Annotated in this window: 24 protein-coding genes; 15 read left to right on the forward strand and 9 right to left on the reverse strand. The window is 37.6% G+C overall.

The window, feature by feature from the left end:
* Positions 1-196: 196 nt before the first annotated feature.
* The 5 genes from D1868_RS09810 (at position 197) to D1868_RS09830 (ending at position 9,901) form a co-directional block, all read left to right on the forward strand.
* Positions 197-1,999 carry a glycoside hydrolase family 15 protein gene (locus tag D1868_RS09810; RefSeq protein WP_156007707.1) on the forward strand — a complete coding sequence of 601 codons (1,803 nt, stop codon included), beginning with the start codon at positions 197-199 and terminating at the stop codon, positions 1,997-1,999.
* A 73-nt stretch (positions 2,000-2,072) separates the two neighbouring features.
* Complete coding sequence (locus D1868_RS09815) at positions 2,073-4,553, forward strand: MMPL family transporter (RefSeq protein WP_156007708.1); 2,481 nt, start codon at positions 2,073-2,075, stop codon at positions 4,551-4,553.
* Positions 4,554-4,752: 199 nt separating this feature from the next.
* Positions 4,753-6,720, forward strand: a complete 1,968-nt coding sequence (locus tag D1868_RS09820; protein ID WP_156007709.1) for a COG1361 S-layer family protein — start codon at positions 4,753-4,755, stop codon at positions 6,718-6,720.
* Positions 6,701-8,884 carry a tRNA(Met) cytidine acetyltransferase TmcA gene (locus D1868_RS09825; protein WP_231112376.1) on the forward strand — a complete coding sequence of 728 codons (2,184 nt, stop codon included), beginning with the start codon at positions 6,701-6,703 and terminating at the stop codon, positions 8,882-8,884. Before D1868_RS09820 ends, D1868_RS09825 begins: the two co-directional genes overlap by 20 nt.
* Positions 8,885-8,932: 48 nt before the next feature.
* Positions 8,933-9,901 carry a stage II sporulation protein M gene (locus D1868_RS09830; protein ID WP_156007710.1) on the forward strand — a complete coding sequence of 323 codons (969 nt, stop codon included), beginning with the start codon at positions 8,933-8,935 and terminating at the stop codon, positions 9,899-9,901.
* Here D1868_RS09830 and D1868_RS09835 read toward each other — a convergent pair.
* On the reverse strand, positions 9,879-10,601 hold the full coding sequence (locus tag D1868_RS09835; RefSeq protein WP_156007711.1) for an exodeoxyribonuclease III: 723 nt from the start codon (positions 10,599-10,601) through the stop codon (positions 9,879-9,881). The two genes, D1868_RS09830 and D1868_RS09835, sit on opposite strands and share 23 nt — an antisense overlap.
* A gap of 85 nt (positions 10,602-10,686) precedes the next feature.
* Between D1868_RS09835 and D1868_RS09840 the strand changes: the two genes are divergently transcribed.
* Both D1868_RS09840 and D1868_RS11260 read left to right on the forward strand, forming a co-directional pair.
* Positions 10,687-12,471, forward strand: coding sequence for a serine/threonine-protein kinase (locus D1868_RS09840; protein ID WP_156007712.1), 1,785 nt, complete (start codon positions 10,687-10,689; stop codon positions 12,469-12,471).
* Between the two features lie 264 nt (positions 12,472-12,735).
* Complete coding sequence (locus D1868_RS11260) at positions 12,736-12,864, forward strand: hypothetical protein (RefSeq protein WP_269194904.1); 129 nt, start codon at positions 12,736-12,738, stop codon at positions 12,862-12,864.
* 90 nt (positions 12,865-12,954) lie between these two features.
* Here D1868_RS11260 and D1868_RS09850 read toward each other — a convergent pair whose 3' ends face one another.
* From D1868_RS09850 to D1868_RS09865, 4 genes are all read right to left on the reverse strand, one after another.
* A complete protein-coding gene (locus tag D1868_RS09850; protein ID WP_156007713.1) occupies positions 12,955-14,160 on the reverse strand; it encodes an NRAMP family divalent metal transporter in 1,206 nt (401 codons plus the stop codon).
* 139 nt (positions 14,161-14,299) lie between these two features.
* Positions 14,300-14,626 (reverse strand): hypothetical protein, encoded by a 327-nt coding sequence (locus tag D1868_RS09855; RefSeq protein WP_156007714.1) that lies wholly within the window; start codon positions 14,624-14,626, stop codon positions 14,300-14,302.
* A gap of 33 nt (positions 14,627-14,659) precedes the next feature.
* Positions 14,660-15,070: an OsmC family protein gene (locus D1868_RS09860; RefSeq protein ID WP_156007715.1), complete on the reverse strand. Its 411-nt coding sequence runs from the start codon at positions 15,068-15,070 to the stop codon at positions 14,660-14,662.
* A complete protein-coding gene (locus tag D1868_RS09865; protein WP_156007716.1) occupies positions 15,067-15,513 on the reverse strand; it encodes a hypothetical protein in 447 nt (148 codons plus the stop codon). Before D1868_RS09865 ends, D1868_RS09860 begins: the two co-directional genes overlap by 4 nt.
* A 42-nt stretch (positions 15,514-15,555) precedes the next feature.
* Between D1868_RS09865 and D1868_RS09870 the strand changes: the two genes are divergently transcribed.
* Positions 15,556-15,696: a hypothetical protein gene (locus D1868_RS09870; RefSeq protein WP_156007717.1), complete on the forward strand. Its 141-nt coding sequence runs from the start codon at positions 15,556-15,558 to the stop codon at positions 15,694-15,696.
* Positions 15,693-16,415: a CBS domain-containing protein gene (locus D1868_RS09875; RefSeq protein WP_231112377.1), complete on the forward strand. Its 723-nt coding sequence runs from the start codon at positions 15,693-15,695 to the stop codon at positions 16,413-16,415. The genes D1868_RS09870 and D1868_RS09875 overlap by 4 nt, the downstream gene beginning before the upstream one ends.
* Positions 16,416-16,433: 18 nt before the next feature.
* On the opposite strand, the gene D1868_RS09880 is transcribed toward D1868_RS09875, so the two are convergent.
* The 3 genes from D1868_RS09880 to D1868_RS09890 form a co-directional block, all read right to left on the reverse strand.
* A complete protein-coding gene (locus D1868_RS09880) occupies positions 16,434-17,528 on the reverse strand; it encodes a lipoate--protein ligase (RefSeq protein WP_156007718.1) in 1,095 nt (364 codons plus the stop codon).
* Between the two features lies 1 nt (position 17,529).
* Positions 17,530-17,976 (reverse strand): glycine cleavage system protein H, encoded by a 447-nt coding sequence (gene gcvH, locus D1868_RS09885; RefSeq protein WP_156007719.1) that lies wholly within the window; start codon positions 17,974-17,976, stop codon positions 17,530-17,532.
* 97 nt (positions 17,977-18,073) lie between these two features.
* Positions 18,074-18,484 (reverse strand): glycine cleavage system protein H, encoded by a 411-nt coding sequence (locus tag D1868_RS09890; protein WP_156007720.1) that lies wholly within the window; start codon positions 18,482-18,484, stop codon positions 18,074-18,076.
* 50 nt (positions 18,485-18,534) lie between these two features.
* On the opposite strand from D1868_RS09890, the gene D1868_RS09895 reads away from it, so the two are divergent.
* Positions 18,535-19,041 carry an HAD family hydrolase gene (locus tag D1868_RS09895; protein WP_156007721.1) on the forward strand — a complete coding sequence of 169 codons (507 nt, stop codon included), beginning with the start codon at positions 18,535-18,537 and terminating at the stop codon, positions 19,039-19,041.
* Here D1868_RS09895 and D1868_RS09900 read toward each other — a convergent pair.
* Positions 19,036-19,641 carry a 7-cyano-7-deazaguanine synthase gene (locus D1868_RS09900; protein ID WP_231112378.1) on the reverse strand — a complete coding sequence of 202 codons (606 nt, stop codon included), beginning with the start codon at positions 19,639-19,641 and terminating at the stop codon, positions 19,036-19,038. The two genes, D1868_RS09895 and D1868_RS09900, sit on opposite strands and share 6 nt — an antisense overlap.
* Positions 19,642-19,674: 33 nt before the next feature.
* Here D1868_RS09900 and D1868_RS09905 point away from each other — a divergent pair, with 33 nt between their 5' ends.
* The 5 genes from D1868_RS09905 (at position 19,675) to D1868_RS09925 (ending at position 22,941) form a co-directional block, all read left to right on the forward strand.
* The gene (locus tag D1868_RS09905) at positions 19,675-20,031 is read left to right on the forward strand and encodes a hypothetical protein (RefSeq protein ID WP_156007723.1); all 357 of its coding nucleotides are present in this window, start codon (positions 19,675-19,677) and stop codon (positions 20,029-20,031) included.
* A gap of 51 nt (positions 20,032-20,082) precedes the next feature.
* Positions 20,083-20,469 carry an Lrs14 family HTH-type transcriptional regulator gene (lrs14, locus tag D1868_RS09910; RefSeq protein WP_156007724.1) on the forward strand — a complete coding sequence of 129 codons (387 nt, stop codon included), beginning with the start codon at positions 20,083-20,085 and terminating at the stop codon, positions 20,467-20,469.
* Between the two features lie 196 nt (positions 20,470-20,665).
* Complete coding sequence (locus D1868_RS09915) at positions 20,666-20,923, forward strand: sulfurtransferase TusA family protein (RefSeq protein ID WP_156007725.1); 258 nt, start codon at positions 20,666-20,668, stop codon at positions 20,921-20,923.
* A gap of 96 nt (positions 20,924-21,019) precedes the next feature.
* On the forward strand, positions 21,020-22,054 hold the full coding sequence (locus D1868_RS09920; RefSeq protein WP_156007726.1) for a lipoate--protein ligase family protein: 1,035 nt from the start codon (positions 21,020-21,022) through the stop codon (positions 22,052-22,054).
* Positions 22,051-22,941: a radical SAM protein gene (locus D1868_RS09925; RefSeq protein WP_156007727.1), complete on the forward strand. Its 891-nt coding sequence runs from the start codon at positions 22,051-22,053 to the stop codon at positions 22,939-22,941. The genes D1868_RS09920 and D1868_RS09925 overlap by 4 nt, the downstream gene beginning before the upstream one ends.

A 22,941-nucleotide genomic window follows, 5' to 3' on the forward strand; every position in this document is an offset into this window, starting at 1 on the left:
AAGAGAAAAACTTTTGTAGGTCCTAGTTTAACTATTTAACAAATAGATATACGAGAAATTTAATAATTATCTAGTTAATTAAGCTAGTAGTTTATTTTAAGACTAGTATCAACCTCGACGGAAAAGACCACCTTTTATACAATATCTTTATATGATGTAAGAAAAATTTAATTTATTTTAAGTTTGTATTTATTTTATGACAAGGTTAATCATACTAGGAAATGGAAAATTAACAATATTATATGATCAGGGCTATATATTGAGAGAACTCTACTATCCTTTACCCATAGATAATCACCTGCATCAAGCTAAATTAGGTATATGGAATAACGGGGACTTCACTTGGTTAGATCAACTTAATCCTAAGATTGGTTATGTAGAAAACTCACTATCTTCATTTGCCGAGGTTGAAGTCAACGGGAGTAAAATAAAGCTGGTAGATGCTGTAGATATTGCTTATGAGATTTTTGTAAGAGAGGTTAGTGTTACCTTATCAAAGTCTAGTGATTTGAGAATTTTCTTTCACCACGATTTTCACCTCAACGGTAATGACATAGGGGATACGGCGCTCTATGATCCGTTTACATCCTCAATTATTCATTATAAAAGAGACAAGTGGTTTCTCTTTAAGTGTGATATACCGTTTTATCAATATGCTACTGGATACAAGGAGACGGGTAGATATTTGGGTACTTGGAAAGACGCCGAAGACGGTGAGTTATCTGGAAACCCTATAGCACAAGGTTCCGTTGATTCTGTTGCCAGCATCAGACTTTTTTCGTCTAAGATCTTTTATTGTTGGTTAGTTTGCGGTTCAAGTTATGAGGATGTAGTGAGGAAAAACGATTACGTAGTTAGAAAAGGTCCAAGAGAGCTAATAAAGAGAACCCAGAACTATTGGAAAGCGTGGCTCAGTAAATTAATAGACTACGATAATATAGTGAAAAGAAGTGCATTAATAATTGCCGCTCATTGGCAAAATAACGGAGCCATCCCTGCTGCCTTGGACACTGATATATTGAGGTTTAATAAAGACACTTATAATTACGTATGGCATAGAGATGCTGCCTTCGCAGCTATAGCTCTTACACTTTTAGGATATCAAGATCAAGTTAGGAATTTACTTCTATTTACGAAACCTCTTCTCTATAACGGTTTTTTGTTTCAGAAGTACACATGTGATGGTCATTGGGGATCCACATGGCATCCTTGGACTATAAGAAGTATCCCGATACAAGAAGATGAGACAGGGTTGTTAATACATGTTGCATGGCTTCACTTTTCAAAATTTAACGATATAGATTTTATAAAACCTTTATACACACCACTTATAAAAAAGGCAGCCGACTTCCTAGTGGCTTATAGAGATGAAGAGTCTGGCCTTCCTTTACCCTCTTACGATCTATGGGAGGAGAGACTCGGTACTCATTTCTTTACGTCTCTTGCAGTCCACACTGGGTTAATTGCTGCTAGTAAGTTTGCTGAGTTCTTTGGCGAAGAGAACTTAAAAGAAAAATATCTCTTTGCAGCCAACGAAATTAAAAGAGGATTAAACCGTTTCTACGTTAGTGATCACTTTGCAAGGACGATTTACGAGGACGGTAGTGTTGATAAGACGGTTGATGCAAGTACCCTTTTCGCTTCAATATTAGGCGTTTTTGACGCAAAAGACCCTCGTGTAATAAGTAATAGGAAAATCATAGAGGATAGATTGTCTGTTAACGGAGGTATAATAAGATATGAAAACGATAGTTATCTCAAGGTAACCGATACACCCAATATCTGGTATATAGCGACCTTATGGTTAGCCCAACAATACACTCTAGAAGGCGATAAGGAAAAAGCGACCAAATATCTCAACTGGGTTCTCGGTCACATTCCCTCTACAGGGGTAATTCCGGAACAGATAGCACCAAATGGTTCATATACATCTGTTGCACCGTTGGTTTGGAGTCATGCGGAGTTAATTCGGACAATCTACATGCTAAAACATCTATGAATCGAAATTTATCTTCTTAATAATGAATTTTAGAACACTTATTTTTAATCGCTTGAAGGAAAAACAAAGTCATATGAGATTACAAATATTACCTTGGTTCATTCTTCTAATACTATTATCACCAATTCTTCTTGGCATACAAAATTATTTTGTTTACTCCGATTCACCTTTCTTGACGCCACAGTACGGTAGTGTAGTCGTAAAGCACATATTGGTCAAATACTTTAACTACTCTGAAGAAGACAACATATACGTCCTTGTCTCAGGAAACTATAGCCAAGCATTCAAGGAAGTAAATAATTCCCTTAAGTACTTGTCAGATGCGAAACTGATCACACCGTATGACTACTTAAATCAATCCAACCAAACCTACTTTAAACTCATTTCGCCTATAATTAACTCCACATACGAAAAACTTTTACCGCTTCATTCTTTATACGTAAACCTTACTAAAGAGAGAGCGTATATTTTGCAAAACTTTTCCATTTTTGAATATGAGCTAAACGTAACTTATGGTATTCCCATTCACAAGTTTTATCCAGTTGGAGCTGAAGCGGAAAAGTTCTATTACATATACTCTCAGCTAAATGGTAGTGAGCTACAAAGGGCTAGGAACGCAAGCTTAGCCGTATTCAAAGATCCGTTCGTTCTTCTATTCTCATTCTCGAACTACTCCAATACCTCACTAGTCCGTTCTACTTTATTGAATTTCTCTAATTATTCATACCTAGTAAAGATTCTGACAAGGGAGAGTGTGCCAGAGAACGCTTTGGTTGATCCTTTTAGTTACGCTACCAACCAAGTCGAGAGTGAGATTAAGCCCATGCCCATATCTTTGTCTAATTTTCATCGAGACGGGAAGTGGTTATTCATTATACAAGTCCCGAATAATGAGAGTTTAACACAAATTGAGGAGTTTATGAGTAACATTAACGCTACAGTCACCGGTCACCTTCCGATTTATGCGGAATCTGGAATAGCTACTGAAAAGGATCTAAAAGTAATTGACATAGTGACGGTGATACTCCTTTCAATTTTCTTAGTATTGTTAATTAGGGCCCTAGTACCTATTCTGATACTGATTCTAAGTGCCGTAATAGGTCTCGAAATAGCTTACGCTTTGCTATTCCTAGCTACTTTCTTCGGCTACCATATTTACTATATATCGGGGCTTGTAATTCCTCCTATAGTATTTGGAATTACAGTAGATTATTCGATACTGTTTCTATATAGGTATTTTGAGGAAGTGAGAAAAGGTACGGATAATCCAGTCTCAAAATCTTTCAGGACTGCTGGAAGAGCTCTATTATTTAGCGGTCTTAGCATAACTCTAGGGTTTTTGTCCTTCATTATATCACCGTCTCCTCTCCTGAAGAATATTGGCATAGCATTAGTAGTTGCTTCTGTGTCTTCGCTTGTACCCGCATTGTTCTTTATCCGGAGTGCACTATTGGCAATTCCACAAAAGTACATTAAGTTCCCCAGAAAAGAGCTACCAAACCCATTCGACATAAGGCAGAAATACCTTGAAACTATGAGCAGAGGGGCGATCAAATGGAGGTATGTTATATTGGGAGTAATGGTAATACTCGGCTTTTTAGGTTATAGCGCGTTTATAACCCATACTACTAACGTTGGCATAAACGAGATAGTACCACCTAATAGTGAAGTTGTAGCAGGTGAGCAAGAGTTAACCCATTTTCTCAACTATAGTGTGGACTATATAGTGATAAAGGGAAATCCCAACTCTTCCTATACTCAGATCTATAACCTATCTAAATTTATAATAGATAATAACGGATTAGTGTACGGTCCTGCTTCTATAGGGTCAACATTAATAAAGAACCAGACCTATCTAACTAATCTTTACTTTTCTCACAACTATACGTTGATTGAAGCGTACATACCGTATCCTGTTTTCAGTAACGGTGCAATTAACATCACGAAACAGCTAATAGATATGGGCTATTTGGTTGGAGGCAGTAATGCGGAGAGGATTTACATTGTTGATAATACCGTCCACGTTTACTACACTTTCGTTTTACCTCTGACAATAATTCTAATAACAGTATATTTAGGTATAGTATTAGGTTCTGTTATTGTTCCTTTGAGATTGTCTTTAACTCTTCTCTTAAGCTCCCTAGTCGGAATAGCGCTAATGTTCACTATATTTAATCAAGTTTACTGGTTATCACCTCTGATAGTCTTCGCCATAATGTATAGCTTAGGCATAGATTACGACATGTTCATTATAATTAGAATACTAGAAGAGAAGGGAGAGGAAGAAGAAAGGATCGTTAAGGCTGTGAAGAACACTGGTCTAGTCGTTACTGCAGCAGGACTAATTTTGGCAGGCGCGTTTATGTCTTTAGGATCAGCTGATATGAGATTCTTACAAGAGATCGGAATACCAGTCGGGTTAACCATACTTTTTGATACGTTCATTGTGAGACCGATAATGGTACCGGCAATCATGGCAATATTAAAGGAATATAATTGGTGGCCCGGGCTGAGAACGGTCGAGAAGTATGTCGTAGACGAAAAACAGAACTAGCAGGAGATCAGCCTTATCTTTAATTTTCTCTTTTTCCAATGTATGTATGAGGATGAGCCTTACAAGGGCTGAGAAGTGATGAAAGGATCCTGCTGAGCTCCTCGAGTGTCTAATCGACCTTGCTAATTTTAGGTATTTTAGATATATCTATTTAATTCATTGGTTAGTTTTAAATATTTTAGATATATCTATTTAATTCATGAACGGTAGGGTCACTAAACTTTTGTCAGCCATCTTTGTAATCTCAATCTTAGCAACTACTTTTTCAATAATTCCTAGTCAAGCAGTAGTATCTAGACTGTCCTTCATTACGGTTCCTCACTTAACACAATTAATAGCACCCGGGATGACGGAAGTCCCTATAACATTATCTATAACTAATCTAGGTTCTACAGTTTATAATGTCAACATAACCCCCTTAACTAAATACCCCTTTGAGACATTCTCATATTATGAAGGTACCGAGAATATAAGTATACCAATATTTCAACAAGGTGAGACGATCAACGTTACCTTCATATATAACGTATATCCCAACGTGACTGACGGGATATATAAGTTATACTATGAAATCTCTGGAACATTACCTAATGGGACTAATTTTACTAAGGAGCTTTCTGTAGATATTCCTATTTTAGGATATGTCTCAATTTCAGCAAGTTCTGTATGGGGTACAATATCATCTCCCCTACTAGTAGCTCCCGGAGAGAATAACGTACCGTTAAGTATAATCTTGATAAATTCAGGTAACGTAATAGCTAATAATGTTAGTTTAATTCTGAAGAATCAATTTCCTATTAAGTTCTCACAAAACGTAGTAAAGGTAGGATATTTGCCAATAGGACAACCCGTTACAGTTACGGTATATTCAAGCATTTACCCTAACGCAAGTGAGGGAACATACAGTATTCCCGTCGAAGTAAAATATTTTAACGGTGCGACGACTGTAGACAACTTAACAGTAGCTGTGAACGGTTATCTCAATTTCTCCGTTACAACTATATGGGGATCTCCTCAGTCTCCTATTCTAGTGTCGGCTGGCGAGTCCCAAGTACCTTTAACTTTCCTAGTGAAAAATTTAGGTGATGTCAGTGCATTAAACGTATCCTTGACGATAAAGAGTGGATATCCATTAATATCATCTCAGAATTCGGTTTACATAGGAGTAGTTCCAGCCGGCGAGGAAAACTATGGAACAATAACAGTTAGTGTATATCCTAATGCCTCTCCCGGAGTTTATTATATTCCGGTTACCATAAAATTCTTCTCTAACGCGAGTATTAAGGAGTTAGTTCCCGTTGAAATATACCAAGTAAATATAACAGTAAATACTTTAACAATTCCACCTCAAGTTTTTCCAGGATATTATGACGTAAGAGTTGTACTTCTAGTCCTGAATTACGGAGAAGGAATTGCAGAGAACGTAAGTGTTTCTCTCAGTAGCACTCTTCCGGTAGTATCTCCAGATGAAATAGAGCTAGGAGCTATACCTTCGGGTAAGATAATAAACACTACATTTTTAATTAACGTTCCTAACTCAACATCCCCTGGCTATTACTACCTTAACTTCACAATAAAGTATGATGGTGGTAAAATAACCAAGTCTTACAAACTTCAGGTGTATCCTAAAGCTGACCTCGAGATAGTTGGTGTTTACTATCCTACTATAAACCCAGGGTCTACTAAAGTTCCAATTACTTTAACGGTTAAGAACGTAGGAAATGTAACAGCTCAAAATGTGAAGGCGATATTAGGAAGTAGTGATGTAATATATCCTCATGTAAGCTCGTCAAATCCTCTGATGGGATTGACTGCTTCAGAGGCTTACTTAGGAGATTTAAAACCAGGTCAGGAGGTTAATGTCACATATGTCGTGGATGTTAGTAGTGGTGCTCAAGTAGGAAACTATGAGGTTACATTAACATTATTGTGGAACCAATCCGGTTCGCTATTTCCTTTCATACAAAACGATAGATTTACTATTCACGTTAGTCCTACAGCTTTTGATAATTTAGTAAATGAGGGCGTGACATTTCAAGTTGGGACTTCACAATATACTGTGGGCTGGCTATATGTTATTATAGGAGTTATAATAATCATTTTAGTGATAGTAGTAGCAATAAGGCTATCTATGAGGAGAAAACCTAATGCTGGAGGAGGAACTTGAAAGAGCAAAGAGAGATTATTACAGATTATTTGTTTTGATTAACTCATTAAGGTGGAGGGATTTTTTATTAAATTTCATGACAGAGTTTATAAAAAGAAGGAATAAAGGTTCGTTCACTATAGGTTATGCATTTCACCCGTGGATAGAAGGTGCTAAGGATAGGTTTCAAGATCTGAAATCGTCCCTTGCCATTAATTCGGTAATAGATATAGATTATTCTAAATACACCAAATATCTCGGGGCTACTTTTGATATAATGATATTAGACGCAATGGATGACTTTAGACCTAATTACATCTCTGCACTATCAGACTCGGTCAGAGGAGGGGGAGTAATAGTTTTATACAGCGACAATATAGAAAATAATAAGTTATTTAAGAACTCGTTAATTAAGGACGGTAAAGTGGATAACTTCTTTGAAGAGAGATTCCTGCAGTTAGCTAAAAATCATGAAGGGGTATTAGTTATTGATGAGAAAGGGGAGAGTTTTAAGCCTTTAACCCAAAAGGTTCAGAGACCGGTTAGGAACATTCCCGAAGACCCTCACGTAGATATAAGGCTCCATGAACTGTGCCAGAGTAAAGACCAAAATAAAGCCCTAGAGGAAATGAGATTTATTTTGGAGGGAGAGGACAAAAGGATACTAGCCATAACGGCTCCGAGAGGAAGGGGTAAGAGTTCAGTAACGGGCCTTTTCTTGTCTTTCCTAGTTAGTGAGCATAAGTTCGATAATATAATTGTCACTTCTCCTACTTATCTCTCTGCTCAAGAGATTTTTTTCTTTCTAGTTAAAGGGTTAGAAACTCTAGGGTTAAAATATAAGTTAACGAGATCGAAAGATGGGAAAATCCTCGGCGTAGCTTCAAAGGGGGTTATAGTAAAATGGCTTGCTCCCGATCTCGCGAAAGATTATGAGGGAGACTTGATAATTGTAGATGAAGCCGCAGCACTAGGTCTTGACACGATAAATTATATAACTAGCCGGTGGAAAAAGGTGGTTCTAGTATCTACGATTCATGGATACGAGGGAAGTGGTAAAGCCTTCGTTAAATACCTCAATTTCTTGCGAGAGAAAGTGAAGTTTAAGCATGTTACCCTTACCTTTCCTATACGCTATGCACAAGGTGACCCAGTCGAGAGGTTTTTATACGATGTTATGCTCTTAGACGCAGAGCCGAAACCTAGAAAAGTTAATGAGGTGAAAGTCACGGAGTTAGATAAACAATCTCTATTTAAGAATGAAGGGTTATTGAGGCACTATTATGGAATCCTAGTATCTGCTCATTACAGAAACTCCCCTGACGACTTGATGATACTAGGAGATCTTCATTATGAAAGAATATTTGCTATGGGAGAAATAGGAATAGCTCAAGTAGTAGAAGAAGGTAGACTATCTAAAAGTGAAATCAATACGATACTTAATGGTGGGCAGAGCTCAGGTAACTTAATTCCCCAGAGGCTAATCAAGTACGAGAGAGTATACGAGTTCGGATTTACAAAAGGTTGGAGGGTTATAAGAATTGCCATTCACCCCGATTACCAAGGAAAAGGGTACGGTTCAGCCTTACTTAGCGAAATTGTAAGGATAGCGAAAGAAGAAGGACTTGACTGGGTAGGTTCTTCGTTTACCTCTGATGTCAAAGTACTAAACTTTTGGATTAAGAACGGTTTTATACCGATATATCTCTCCACTCGAAAAAACGAGGGATTAAACGGGTACTCAATCATTATAATTAAGCCTTTGACAGATACTGCAAAAAAGCTTTCATTACATGCGTCTGAACTCTTGAGAGAGAAGGTCTTGAGGACGGCTCATCAAGTATATTTTAATGTTAATCCCTTAATTTTAGCTAATATATTACGGGTCTTACCTAAAAGGTCAGAAAAGGTCGAAGTTCCTGTGGAATATAAATCTAAATTAGAAGCTTATTTAAGCGGTTACCTTCCTTATAACGCTGTTGCAGATGCAGTACACTACATAGTTTCAAAGTATTTTTCTACTGCTGAAGATGCATTTCTTAATACAACTGAGGAAGCTGTTTTAATAGCACGGACTATTCAGGGTAAGAGTTGGTATCACACGTCATTATATCTAGATATAAAGCCCAGAGTAGCAGAAGAAATCATGAGAGGTGCTATACAAAAGATCCTCGAAAGAATATGAATTTATGTTACGAAAGCTTTTATTTATGGTTTATCTTACTGTAATCTTATGAGGCTTGTATCTAAGCTTATACTAATATACTTAATAATCGAGTTAGCAATATTCTTAGTTATAAGCTCGATACCGTCGTACAACCCGTCTGTTCTTCAGGAATATAATGGTTTAGAGAACTCAGTTCAAAACACGACTTACTTCGGTAAGGTGTTAATGATTTTTCCTCATAACCTAGCTATAGCTACTGCCGATTTCATACCTATCATAGGAATATTAGTTTTCGGTATTACAATAGCGGATACTGCATATGTAATTAGTGTAGTATCTACTCACTTAGGAATACCAGGTATAGCGGCTGCGATTTCTTTGTTACTTCTACCTCATTCAGCGGTTGAGCTCCCTTCATATGCTGTAGCAGTTGGTGCTGGAACTTATATTGTAATAAATCGGAGGGACTGGAAAAGATCTTTGCTTACATACATAGTTATTCCAGTTGAACTATTCTTTGCTGCTCTAATAGAATCTTCTTTGTTTTATGTTCCTAATCCACTTATAATGTGGGTTGCTACAATTCCCGTATTAATAGGTATCTATTTCTTATACGAGAAGATTCAAAAGTACGCTGATAAAGTTAGTGTTGCTACCCAAGTAGGTTATTTAGGATTTAGAAATACCCAGCACTATTATACTAATCAATTTTTCTCTTTGTATAAAGATGCGTGGAACAAGGGAATCATGTATGAAACCCAAGGGCAACTACAAGCTGCAATAGATAATTACTGGTCAGCGATACTTTACTTACTTGACGCTATTGCAGTTAAACTGAACTTACCATATACTACTAAGGAGGATTTATACAGAATTGTGCAAATAGCCTCAAATTACTATCCTAATGTTATGATGTTGTTTAACAAGGTGCAAACAGATTTTCAAGTAATTAGAGATCCGCTACTTATAAGCGATTTAAAATATCTAGCTACACTTCTAGAGAATTCGTATTTTAATCCGACAATTCGACCATGATGGGTAAGTGGTCTGAGCCCTCAATTTTTAAGACTTGAAAATCTACAATCTTTGGAGCTAGTTCCTCAGACACAAGACAGTAGTCTATTCTCATAGCCTTCCACTTAAACTGGTAACTTCTCCAAGTATATTCCATCTTTGATGTCTTTTCCGCAGAGTCCACGAAACCCTTTTTAATAAAGTTGTTCAACCATTCTCTTTCCTGAGGTGTTAAGCCAGGCTCAGTTTCGTCCCAAAAGCTGGAGTCCTTCTTACTTCTAACGGCATTGAAATCTCCGCAAATGATTACTGACTTGTTTTCCCTAAGCCTCAGTGCATAGTTTTCAATAGCCTTATTGAACTTAATCTTAAAATCTAGTCTAACAAGCCCGTCTCCAGCTCTCGGAAAATAAGCGTTTATTATGTAAAATTTTTGGAACTCTAACGTAAGAACTCTTCCCTCCGAATCAAATTCGTCTATTCCTAAACCTTTTATCACGGAAAGTGGTTTTGGCTTACTTATGCTCATTACTCCACTATATCCCTTCTTCTTTGAAGGAAAGGCTGAAATGTTTAATCCAGATATAAGAAGGTCCAGAGGTACGTCTTGAGAGCGTATTTCTTGAAGGAGAATTACGTCATAGTCTTTTATAATTTTTTCGAGGGCTCCCTTTCTAGTAATCGCCTTCAGGCCGTTAACGTTCCACGATACGATCTTCAACTTGTTAAAACTAAACTAATAGTGTATAAAAAGTTCTACTTCACTAGAATAAGATATTTTATCGTTTAGTTCGATAAGATTTAGTGTGAGAAGATATTATAGCAGTAACTTATCAATTATTTTCTTAATAATTGCGGTAATAACTGGTTTTGTAGGCTCTCTTTTCATGTTATTCATTTCTCCCTTTTTAGTCAGTAGGTTCATTGCCCTAGGGCTTTTTGTAGATGACATTATATCAGCACTCTTTATGATGAGGACTGAATTAAGAAGAGCGGCTATGATAATTTTTTTAGGTGCTGTTGTATCTACGGTCTTATACTCTATACTTGATCTATACAGTAATCCGTACCTCCTCGTTCTATTAGCATTTCCGGCTCTAGGCTTTATCATAAGTACCAAACAAGGCGTGTTAAAAGGAGCCATAGTTCTAAGCGCAATAACAGTACTTTTCTCAATTGCAGAGTTCCTCGCATTTTTAGGGAGCATTTTTGGACTTTCGATAATTAACTATACAGTCTTTCCTCTAACCTGGAGTGGGCTCTTCATTTTAGACAGTCTATATCCTCTTCTAGAGAAAAACTACATATATTACCCAAAAATCGGAATTAAGAAGAAGAGAGGAAGTAAGAAGGGAAGGATGAAGTCAAGTATACTAAACACTATAACTTTTGTAATAAATCCTTCGGATGTCCAGGTTATTGTTAAAATTAACGATAAACCCCACTTAGTTAAAGGTAGCATTAAGATTAATTCGGACTCCCCCGTAAAGTGGTATGTAGAAAACGTTAAGCTTCCTAACGGGGTTCTCCTAATTCCCGAGGTAAGGGAAGGTGTTGCAAATCCCTCAGACGTGGTAAGAATTAATATGATTCCCATAGACCTAAAGAACTGGGATCCCAACTATTGGGTAAACAAAAACCTCTACAACTATAAGGTACTTGATGTAGTGGGAACTGGTGGAAACTCTTACATATTAAAGGCAGAACTGAATGGAAAATATTACGCTATAAAGATACCTAAGATTTCTGATCAAACTTTTACTTTGTATTCCCCGGTTTCCTCTTTCTTGGACTTTGCGGCTGAAGCGTCTAACTTGATAAATTTGAGCAAAGACGATAGGTTGGTAAAACTTTTTGCAATTAACGTAGATTCAAACATTGTTGAAAAGATCGAAAAAGGTGACGTGGAAGCTTATCTTAACTCTCCCCCAATGATCGTTATGGAGTACTTAGAGGGAGGTACTTTGATGGACTTAATGAAAAACCCCAACTTATTTAACAGCAGGTACTGGAAATATATTGTTTACGTTATAATAAAAGAGACAATCTTAGCCTTAGATTATATTCACTCTCAGGGTTACGTCCATCTGGATGTTAAGCCGCAAAACATTTTCCTTTCTAAAAAATTAAGCGGAGGAGGTGAACAAGTTTACAATCTACTTAAGAGTTCAAAAGGAGTGGTTAAGCTAGGAGACTTGGGTAGTGCAGTGAGAGTTGGTGGAAAGATCAAACAGATCACCGTGGAATATGCACCACCAGAACAGCTTGAGTTCTCAATTAAGGGAATTGGCGCAGATCCCCGAATGGATGTGTTCTCTCTAGGAATGACCATGTATGTGGCATTAACTGGATATAACAATAGACCTGATATAAAGGTCCTGAGCGATGCAGTAGACCTTTATAATCAAGGAAAGATAAGGGAAGCGTTAATATATGTTGAGAATGCAAAAAGATTGTTATCACTTGACTGGATGAAGGTAAATGTTGAACCAGATGTTCGAGCGATTTTAAAGAGATTATTATCGCCAGACCCTCTGAATAGACCTTCATTAAATGAGTTTGCCTCTGTATTGATTAGGTATATAATTTAAACGATAGATTATACTTTCATATTAGCAGCTATAGGAGGCTTCCTTTTCCGGCTATGATAAGGCAGTAGTTGATACTCTAGACCCTAACACTATAGTTATAACGGTTTTCTATATGGATATGAAATCACCAGTACGTCAGTAGAGCTGTAATAGCTAATGATAGAGCTATAAACAAAACTGCCGTACCTATTAAGTACGAAGTTAGAATACCTATAGTAATAATCCATTGTTGCAATATTGCTAAACTTCCTCTCTTGTACTTCGGTGTCTACTCAGTTTATAGGCTGTTACAAAAGCGGAATTGCACCTAATGCTATCCCAATTATTGTCCTCATAATCAGTAACATGATCCCGTTTATGGTCGGTGCAGAAAGCATTGCAGTGATAATGTAAATTGTTGCATCTATTTATTAGTGACTTTAAGATAAGGTGCGGAAAGGAGATAGTAATAGAAGAGAATAAGCACGAAAAGGTTTAACTGGGTTAGGGCAGAAGACCTAGAAGACCTAGAACAAATATAATGGTAATACTACTCCAATATATCACGTTTTGAAGTGAGCTGCTTTTATATTCTCTCATAATTCTTGGGTTATTTGCAAGAATTCCCATAACTAAGGCAGGGCCTAGAAGAATAATTACGAAAAGTGAGAGCAAGTTCAATACTACATTTCCTAACATATCTTTTGGGACTAGTAAAGTTACTAATAGTGCCGGAACACTTTCTATCAAGTATAATTTATACGACTTATCTCTAGGGATTCCAAAGGCTTCTGCAGTACCCCATGCACTCCCTAGAGATATTACCACTAAAGCTAGGAAACCGGCTCCCAGTAAGCCTAACCCAAAGAAATAAGGGGAGTAAGGGCCTGCTATCGAGAAAAACACCTTAGCTAAGTCGCTAGGTGAGTAAATGTTTGTAGAATCTGGTATCCCAGTTGAAGCCATTTCAACCATTACCATTAGGAGCTCCGTAATTACGCTGCCGATAACTGTTTCTATTCTCATAAATTTTAACGCAAGTTTCCTCTCAAAACCTTCCAGTGAAGCCAACTTTTCTGCAGTGGCTGAAGCTTGAAAGAACAACATGAACGGCATTATTACTGCCCCAGCGTTGGCAGCCAGAAAAAAGAAATAGCTAGGAGTGGGTTCGAAATAAAAGATAGAGCATGATGGTTCTAATCCTCTTACGATTAATGTTAAAGCAAAACCTAATATTAGTGTAGTGGATATGGCAATTAGGATTTTTTCCGTCACTACATATTTTCTCTTTATGATAATTAACAAGTGAAGGATAAATGCAATAGGAATACCTATAATTAGCGGTACTCCTAGCATAGCCATGCCTATGCCTATCCCTATATACTCTACAATATAGGTGATTATGTCCGTCAAAAACATGGGCAATGCTATTAATGTTGAAACCTTTTTATTGTAATTTTCTCTCACCAGTTCACCTAAGCCTTTTCCGGTAGCTATACCTATCCTTCCAGAGACCTCCTGAATTATGAAAAGAGGAACGGAAAGCAAGAGAAGGAACCATACAAGTTTATAACCGTAGGACATACCAGTCTCTACAGCCCCGATAGTACTACTCGCGTCCATGTCAGCCATCATCACCAGCCAAGCTGGTCCGAAGAACTTCAGGAAGTTTATAAAATTACGACTTGTCGTAATTGATTTACGACCCATCGTAAGTAAATTAATTCTAAGGAATAAAAAGGTTTTGGTGATACGCTAAATAACTAGCTCAAAAAGAGTTACAAGGGTTAGAAGATGGACCAAGAATTTAGAAGTGAAAAAGAAATATTTATCTAGTTTTAATATAAAATCAAATCCCAGCTTCCTTCTTCAGCTGATTCAACTTCTCTATATCTGCTAATATATCATTTAATTTGTCTGATAATTCAGGCATTGATTTCATTTGATCTACTAACTGTAATAGTTGATCCCAAACCTCTTTCATGAAGACTTGAGGATAGTATCTGTGTAATGTCATTATCGACAATACGACACTAAGTTTCCTAGCTATCCCCTTCTGGCTCAATAATGCTCCGTTCTCCGCCAGAAGAGTATTAAGATTGTCTATCAAATCCATAATGTAAGGTATCATGTCATCAAACTGCCTCTCCCCAGGCTTCATGAGCTCCTCTGACATTTCGTATCACAAATTGATTTTATTAAAAAAGATTTAAATTATTTTCCATTTAACATAGACTTTGATGCTTCTGGTGAGAGTGTCTTTAAGAGGGCATCTCCTCTCTGATTCTTCTAAAACTTTCTGTAATAATTCCTTATTATTGGCACTAACTTCTATTTCGTAATTGATCTCCAAGAAGCCCGGAGGAATATTAGGATCTCCTTGAAAACCTTTAGGATCCAAAGTTCCTTCTATATACCCCTTTAAACTATTGAGCTTTAGATTTTTCTCCCTTGCTATGTAGTATACTGTTAACATTAAACAAGATAATGCTGATGATAGCAATATCTCCTCAGGCGTTGGATAATCTGAGCTGAAAAGCCCTATTTTTAGCTCTGTGTTATTGCTGGTGATTTTTACGTGGTCTTCTTCTAGCTCCCCTTCAGCTGTAAAGGTCATCATGATAAGATCCCCAAGTCCTTAAGTATAGCAAGGTCGATCGAGTAGTCTAAGTACATTTGAGTTTTTTCCTCAGGGGTTAAGGTTCTGCCGAGTGCTTCTTCCTGCTTCTCGATTTCTTGTGTTATCACGGTGCTTATATTCACCTCGAGGGGCGGTTTATTGACCTTAAACGTGTAGTAAATATTCACTAAGAGTTCGTACATCCTTTTTGACATATATAGCACGTAATCATCAATTACAGGGATTAGCCTCCCTTCTTCCTCAATCATCTTTCCACGGAAGTAAGGTCTCCATGTTAGCATAGATTTTTTCACTGTTTCCCAAGAAGGGGGAAACCCCTTGTATTCGGAAGAATCAGGTACCTCTACTACCTTGTAAGTCTTTCCTCCTATGTCTATCTCTCCAACGATCTCTAATTCAAGATTTCCAACTTTTACTTTCATAGGAGTAAATTTTTTTTCCTTTTTTAATATAATTTATGATTGATGGCTATGATGGTTACGCAAGAAAAGGTTGAAGAAGAAAATAATGCAATGGAGTGTTATAAACCGGAGGCTATGTGGAAATACATTACAGTAGAGGAGTGTTTTAAGGCTCATGGTGTGAACCCACAGAGGGCTAAATGATGTTAGTAAAAGACATAATGACTACTTCGGTAGTCAAGGTTTCGAAGGATACGACTATTGAAAAAGCTCTTCAAATAATGCTTGAAAATAACATAAGGAGGTTACTTGTTGACGAGGACGGAATAATAACAATCAGGGATTTAATATATAACTGGAAAGATCTAAAGACCCCCGTTGAAAAAATAATGTCAAGAGACCTCCTTTTTATTACACCTACTTCTCCAATAAAAGAGGCTTGCAGGATAGTTACGTCCGAAGGTGTAGGATCGTTAATAGTTGGAGATGGTGCTAGAATAGTGGGAATAGTCACTGAGAGGGATCTAATCAGGCATTGCAAAGTTGAGTCTAACGCAAAGGTGGGGGACATAATGAATGTTGACCCAGTGATCGCTACACCAGATAGTGAGTTATCGGAGATAGTAGAGGTCATGCAATCCTACTGGAAGAGACACGCTGTAGTAGTGGATGGTAAAAAACCCGTAGGAGTAATCTCCGCTAAGGATATAGGTAGGGCATTACTAGCTAAGAAAACATTGAAGGGAGTGAAAGCTTACGATTTTATGTCGATAACAGTTTACAAAGTTACTCCCGATTCTAGTGCGGAAACAGCAAGGCTCTTAATGGCTGAAAAAAACATAGGCTTCTTACCAGTTGTGGATCCAGTTTCTCTCTTGGGAAGTCTAAGTGAAAGAGAATTATTGGCCATTATGTCAATTTAATTTTTTAATCTTTTTTAATCATATTACTTCTTGGGCTTCAGGTTTTCTAATTAGTTCCTCCATTGCGTTTATCAGGTCGTCAATTGTAAACCCGAAAATTACTGGTTTTTTCTCCTCAAACATTTTCCTTATCACCTCTTGATATTTGGTCACTTCTACACCCTTGAGCTTGTCCTCTAACTCCTCAATGAACCCTTTAGGTGACATGACGAAGAAATCTCCAGATATCGATATTTCATCTATCTTCTTGTTCACTATTTTTACTGTTAACCTGATCAGTTTCCTTGCCTTATAGTCTACGTGACAGAGAGCTACAGAGTTGTTTATCTTAACACACCTTTCGGTCTTAAGCTCTGGATGTCTATTGTCCTTGTAGTATATCCACTCCTCGTTCATCTTTTCTCTTGCAAGTTTTTCCCATAACTGTATTTCCTCAGGTGTCAAAGTAGCGTCTTCGAATTTTATGTTAAGCCATTTTTCGAACTCCTCTTTTAACCTCTTATTTATTTCATCCCTTGGAGGAATATAACCAATTTCCTTCTCTACACTAGTAAGCCATTCGCTCATTTCCTTTGCCATCTTATCCCTGAATTTCTCTGAAGGCACTTTTACACACTTGCTGATCAGGTCTACATCGAGGTGTAGCAATATATTGCCAGTGACTACTACCGCCTTATCGTAAGTCATAGCACCGTTCCCGCTTATCTTTTTCCCATTTACAACAATATCCTGATCTTTTAACTCAGCCTTTATACCGTAAGACCTTAATACGTTCAATACGGGGGTTAGATATTTTTCATAAAGAGCTTTTGGCGTACTCGGTGCTTCTTCAGCTCTCACTACTATAAAGTAGTCGTGTTCACCTGGTGTTATTACTACTGTGCCTCCTCCAAGGTCTCTCCTTATTACTGGTATTCCCATCTTCTTAGTGAACTCAAGGTTAACTTCTAACCATACTTCCTGATGAACTCCAACATTAACGAAGGGTTTATCGGCATAAAAAACAAGGAGTGTATTTTTTCCTCCTTTAGAGACATAATCAGCTACCGATACAAAGGATGTAACCATGTGGTAGCCGTCTTGGGGAGGTAATACTATGAACCTCCAACTCATTTCACAGCCTCTTGCATTGCAATTTTTCGGAGTTTATCAACTCAGTTAATTTGCTTACAGCAGCAGAGCCAGTAACTAGCTGTTTTAACTCCTCAGGATTATTTATCTTCATCTTAACCAGCCAACCTTTGCCGTAAGGATCTTGATTAACGAGCACTGGATTCTTTTCAACTTCTTGGTTTACGTCTATGATCTCTCCGGATACTGGAGCTGGTACTGGACCGGCCCACTTTCCGCTCTCCATAGTAGCAACTGGTTTACCTTTTTCAATTTTGGTGCCCTTCTTCTTTAGCCTGACTTTCACTACTTTTCCTGCCATGGTCTGGGCAATGTCAGTTATACCTACAACAATTGTGTCTGTTCCTTCTTGTTTAGCCCAAACGGTGTTTTTTCCTTCAATATAATAAAGTAGGTTCTCAGGTATCTCACAGTTCGAAACGTTTGCCATTTAAGACCCTCTTTATTATCTTTCGTGGAAATAATAAAAATGTTTTGCTTTAGATAAAGGAAAAGTAATTTAAGTCAAAAATTGATAAAAATTATCTTTATCTCACGACTCTAGTGGTCTCAGCTTCAAATAATTTAGACACTTCTTGTAATTTCTTGAATTTCTTTTCGTCGTATTTTCCCTTGATCTTAATTATCCAAGCTTCATATGGCTTCTCGTTTAATAGAGCAGGGTTTTTCACAACAGATTCATTAACCTCAACTATCTCTCCCTCAACCGGAAGCCTGAATTTACCTACCCATTTTGCTGACTCTAACGTGAACACTACTGTTCTTGGATTAACCTTTTCTCCTTTACTCTTTGTAGACACTTCGAATATCTTACCCGCCATATATTGTCCTAGAGACGTTATACCTACTGTAATCACGTCACCTTCTGTTTTAATCCATACATGTTCCTCTGGGTAATAAAGTAGGTCTTCGGGGAACTCAAAACCGTTTATATTCATACCAAATAAAAACAAAAATATTAACTTATTAACTTTCATTAATACAAGTTATGAACTTCGTTATATGGCTTGACGGGGTAGTTCTTAAAGTCGATTTGACAGATGTCTTGTATCGCAAGTATAAGGGAGAAAAAATAGAAGGGTTAGAGGTTACTACGGAAGTTTTCCCCGACTGGTCTCCCTTTTTAGAGAAGTTAAGGCAAAAAGTTAGTAATGATAAAATAGTATTTCTTTCCCCTTACGACAAAGAGACGACTAAGAAGGTTATGGAAAGTCTAGCCATTGCTAACTTTAGCTATGTAAGTAACGACGATGGAATAACTAAACCAAGCAAGATCCCCTATAAGGCATTGTTTGATATGACAAGATGGGATCCGGTGGAGACGATGACGATAGGTTCATCACCCCTAGACCTTTTATCGGCTAGGTTCTTCGACTCAAGGATAAAAGTAGCCTGTGTTAAAAGATTTCAAGACTGTTCAAGATATAGTCCTTATATAATGGCTGATAATTTAGAAAAGTTATATGAGATTCTGATGAGGTTAAGGAAGCTATGATAGATAAACTGTAGGGTCTTTTATCTTGAGTATCTTGAAAGCCTCTATTCTCTTCCTGCATTGACTGCATTGCCCGCAGTGGTATTTGTGTCCTAAGAGGCAGGAGTAAGTTAGTTGTGGATCTAAGCCCGACTGAATCCCTATTTTCAATAGTAACCACTTGGGGAAACCGGCGAAAGGGGTAGAGAGCTCTACGCCGAGAATTTCAGCTAATTCTTTAAGCTTTTTAATCACGTAAAATCTTTCTCTTTCAAATTCACAGTCTTCTTTTACTGTACAGAGTATTACCTCCTCATATCCCCTTTCTTTTGCTAGTGCCAATGCTATTGGAATTATGACAAGATTTCTGTGAACTATGGGCTCATGGGGTTTAAGCCAGAGTCCCTCTACGAAGGGTCTCCTTACTTGTTTTATGTTTATTTTTATTAACTTCTTGTTCAATTTTCTACAAATCTCTTTACTGGCTTTTAATTGCATTCTCGCTGATTTCTGCCCGTAGTTAAATATTATACAATCAAAGTCTATACCTTTTTTAGAAAGGTAAAAGGCTACGGAAGAAGAGTCTAAGCCTCCGCTCATTAACAGTAGTGATTTTCCCATATGTTTTAAATAAGCCCATGAGGAATTAAACATATGTCGCTTGAGAATGAAGCTAAAAAATTAGCTGCAACTTATGCAAGGTGGTTGAGAAAGCCTGAAGACGCTCTCTTTGGAAAGCAAGGAAGGGGTGTTGTAATGATCATTTATGAGAAATTAAAAAGTGCAAAAACTGTTGACGAGATAAAGTCTATGCTGGATCTTCGTCAATACGAAAGCATGATGGACAAAGCCACCTATAACGATTTACAGAGGTTCATAAACGATCTTTTGACTAAAATCTCAGGAATGCAAGACGAGCAAGCTAGAAATTTTGTTGTAGAAGTCTTTAGGTATTTCCAGATTTCTCTATACACTAAGATTGAGGATATTAATAGGGGGATTTGGGGTTAAGTTTGGTTTTTTTGATAAAATTTAAATATATCTATTAATAGATATTAAATCATGGAAGTGGAAAGTGAGAAAGTAGTATTACCATCGGGCAAAGAAGTAAAGTTGCTTGACGCTTTATCATTCTGTTACGACATATCTGACACTGAGTACAAAGTACTCCAGGCTGTAATCGAAAGAAAGACAGTTACAGAGGATGAATTAGTAGAGTCACTGAAGTTATCTAAAGCATCTATCAATAGAAGCCTAAACAAGCTCGTATCTCTTGGGTTTATTATCAGGGAAAAAATGCAGTCCTCTAAAGGCGGTAGACCAAAATATGTCTATAAGGCTGTTGAGACACAGCAACTAGTGGAGCGTATTAGGGAGGATTTCAAAAAATGTTCCCAGATGTTTATAAATATTTTGCCTAAGGTTCTGCTTTCTTCTCTTGGCACTTGAATATAAATTTTTCAGGGCTACTTCTAAAAGCTAGCAAACACATTTCCGTGTCGAAATAATATACTATCTCATTATAAGTCTCTTTATAAGGAGAACATTCGGCCTCGAACAGTCTGTTACAAACCGGACAAATGACTTTCATGGGGTTTAGTTAGTTCGACAATATTTTTAAGTTTTTAACTCAATCTTACAAACTATGGAGATAATAGACGCTACTTCAGCTGAATGCCCCGAGCCTTTCATGAAAACCGTGGCTAAGCTAATGGGGATGAAAGAAGGTGCAGTAAAAGTAATGTTTAAAGATCCAAAATGCGTGGACATGATAACCGAAGCCGTTAAGTTAATGGATTGTAAGATTGTGGAAAACACCAATAAGGATGGAGTATATACGATGATCATTGAGAAGAGTAGTAGCAGTAAAGAATTAAAGGACGTTAAAGTCGGAGGTTGCTAAAGGTTTACAATTCTTTTCACTTTAGAACAATATAAATAGCCGTTTTTTCTATTTGAAGAAATATTTAAATAAATTAAAAAAGTTATTTTCCTAAGCATGGATTCTTTTAGGTTCATCGTAGAGAGAGGACCGCAAGACCTAATACTCGCTGGCGAAGAGGCGTTATTAGAGTCAGTAAGTAATGGTGCTCCCCCAATACTACGCTTCGTCATATTCGATCCTACAGCCGTGCTTATAGGCTACCATCAAGCGGTAGAGCAAGAAGTGAATGTTGATGAGGTGAAAAAAAGAGGTTGGGACATAGGGAGAAGACCTACCGGTGGAGGAGCTATAATAATGGGAAAAGACCAACTGGGCTGGGAGATTTATGCTGATGGTTCGCTATTAGGAGGTTCCCCAGAAAATGCGATAAAAAAAGGCGCTGAAGGAGTAATAAAAACACTTCAGAAGTTAGGGATTGACGCAAATTTCAGGCCTAAGAATGACGTAGAAGTCAAGGGGAAAAAGATATCTGGGATAGGTGCATTCTCAATAGGTAAATATATTGCAGTAACAGGGACAATACTCTTAGACTTCGACGCAGAAGCTCTTGTATCTACGTTAAGGCTCACTTCCGAGAAACTGAAAGACAAGCTAGCTAAAGATTTCAAAGAGAGATTGACGTGGGTATCAAAGGAACTGGGACGTAGTATCGAAATGAGCGAGTTAATAAGTATAGCAAAGGATAGCTTCTCCGAAGCGTTAGGGGTAAAGTTGATGGAAGGTCAGTATACTGAGGAAGAGAAGAAGTTAATTTCACAACTCAGGTTGAAGTATTCTTCTCCGGATTGGATATATAACCTCAGAAAACCCTTAAGTGGGGATGTGAAGTTTATAGAGAGAAAGTTCCCAGGTGGGCTAGTCAGGTTACAAGTCAAGCTTGCAGGTGAGTCAATAATTGAAAGTGTTTTACTAACCGGAGACTTCTTCGTAGAACCCCGAAGGGCAATCTACGATTTAGAGTCCAGACTTAAGTGGAGTAGAGTGGATGAACTTGAGGAGAACATCAGGGAGTGGTATAAGGGTATAAAGATTATCGGAATAAGCGAAAACGACCTAATCTCCTTGTTTAATGAGGTGTTGAAAAAGTGAGACCCCTATTCTTATATGCACCTGCGCTGAAGAAGTATGAAACCGAGTATATGTCCTCTGAGCAAGGGTGGAGGATCGTCTCTGTAACTGGAAACGCTTGTGCGTTTAACTGCAAACATTGTAATAAAAGGATCCTCGAGAGCATGGAGGATGCATCCTCACCTCTAAAGCTTGAAATACAAATCAAAAAATCGTTAAGTGAAGGGCACAAGGGGCTTATACTCTCTGGAGGTTCTACTATTAGGGGAGAAGTTCCCATCTGGAAGTTCTCTTCAGTGCTTCAGAAGTACAAAGATAAAATGACTTTTATCGCCCATACAGGAGTCGTAAAAAGCGAAGAAATAGCTCTAAAGTTTAAGGAGGCAGGAGTTAAAATAGCTTTACTTGATATGGTCGCTGATGACGATACTATAAAGGACACACTTGGTCAACCTTTTACGGTTGACGATTACTTGAATTCGTTTAGGTATCTGAAAAAGGCAGGGCTAATGGTAGTCCCTCATGTCATAGTAGGCTTAAGTAAAAAGGGGGTAGAAAGCGAACTAAACGCTCTGGATATGTTAAAGTCCGTAAACCCAGACGCTGTTATAGTCGTTGGACTTATGCCTCTTTCCTCATCTTTCTCTTTACGACAGCCTGAACCCGACGAGATGATTCGAGTTATGAAGAAGGCAAGAGATAACTTCTCCATTCCGGTCATGCTCGGGTGTGCAAGACCCAGAGGTAGGAGGTATTTGGAGGTGGAAAAATTTGCGGTAGATTACGAGTTGGACGGAATAGCCTTCCCAGAGGAGGAGACTATAAATTATGCGTTAAGTAAAAGACAAGTTATTTTTAATAATTCATGTTGTGCGAATGTAGTTTTTGATATTTTAGGGGTGGTATGA

Origin of the sequence: Stygiolobus azoricus, assembly GCF_009729035.1 — an archaeon.
Classification (GTDB): domain Archaea; phylum Thermoproteota; class Thermoprotei_A; order Sulfolobales; family Sulfolobaceae; genus Stygiolobus; species Stygiolobus azoricus.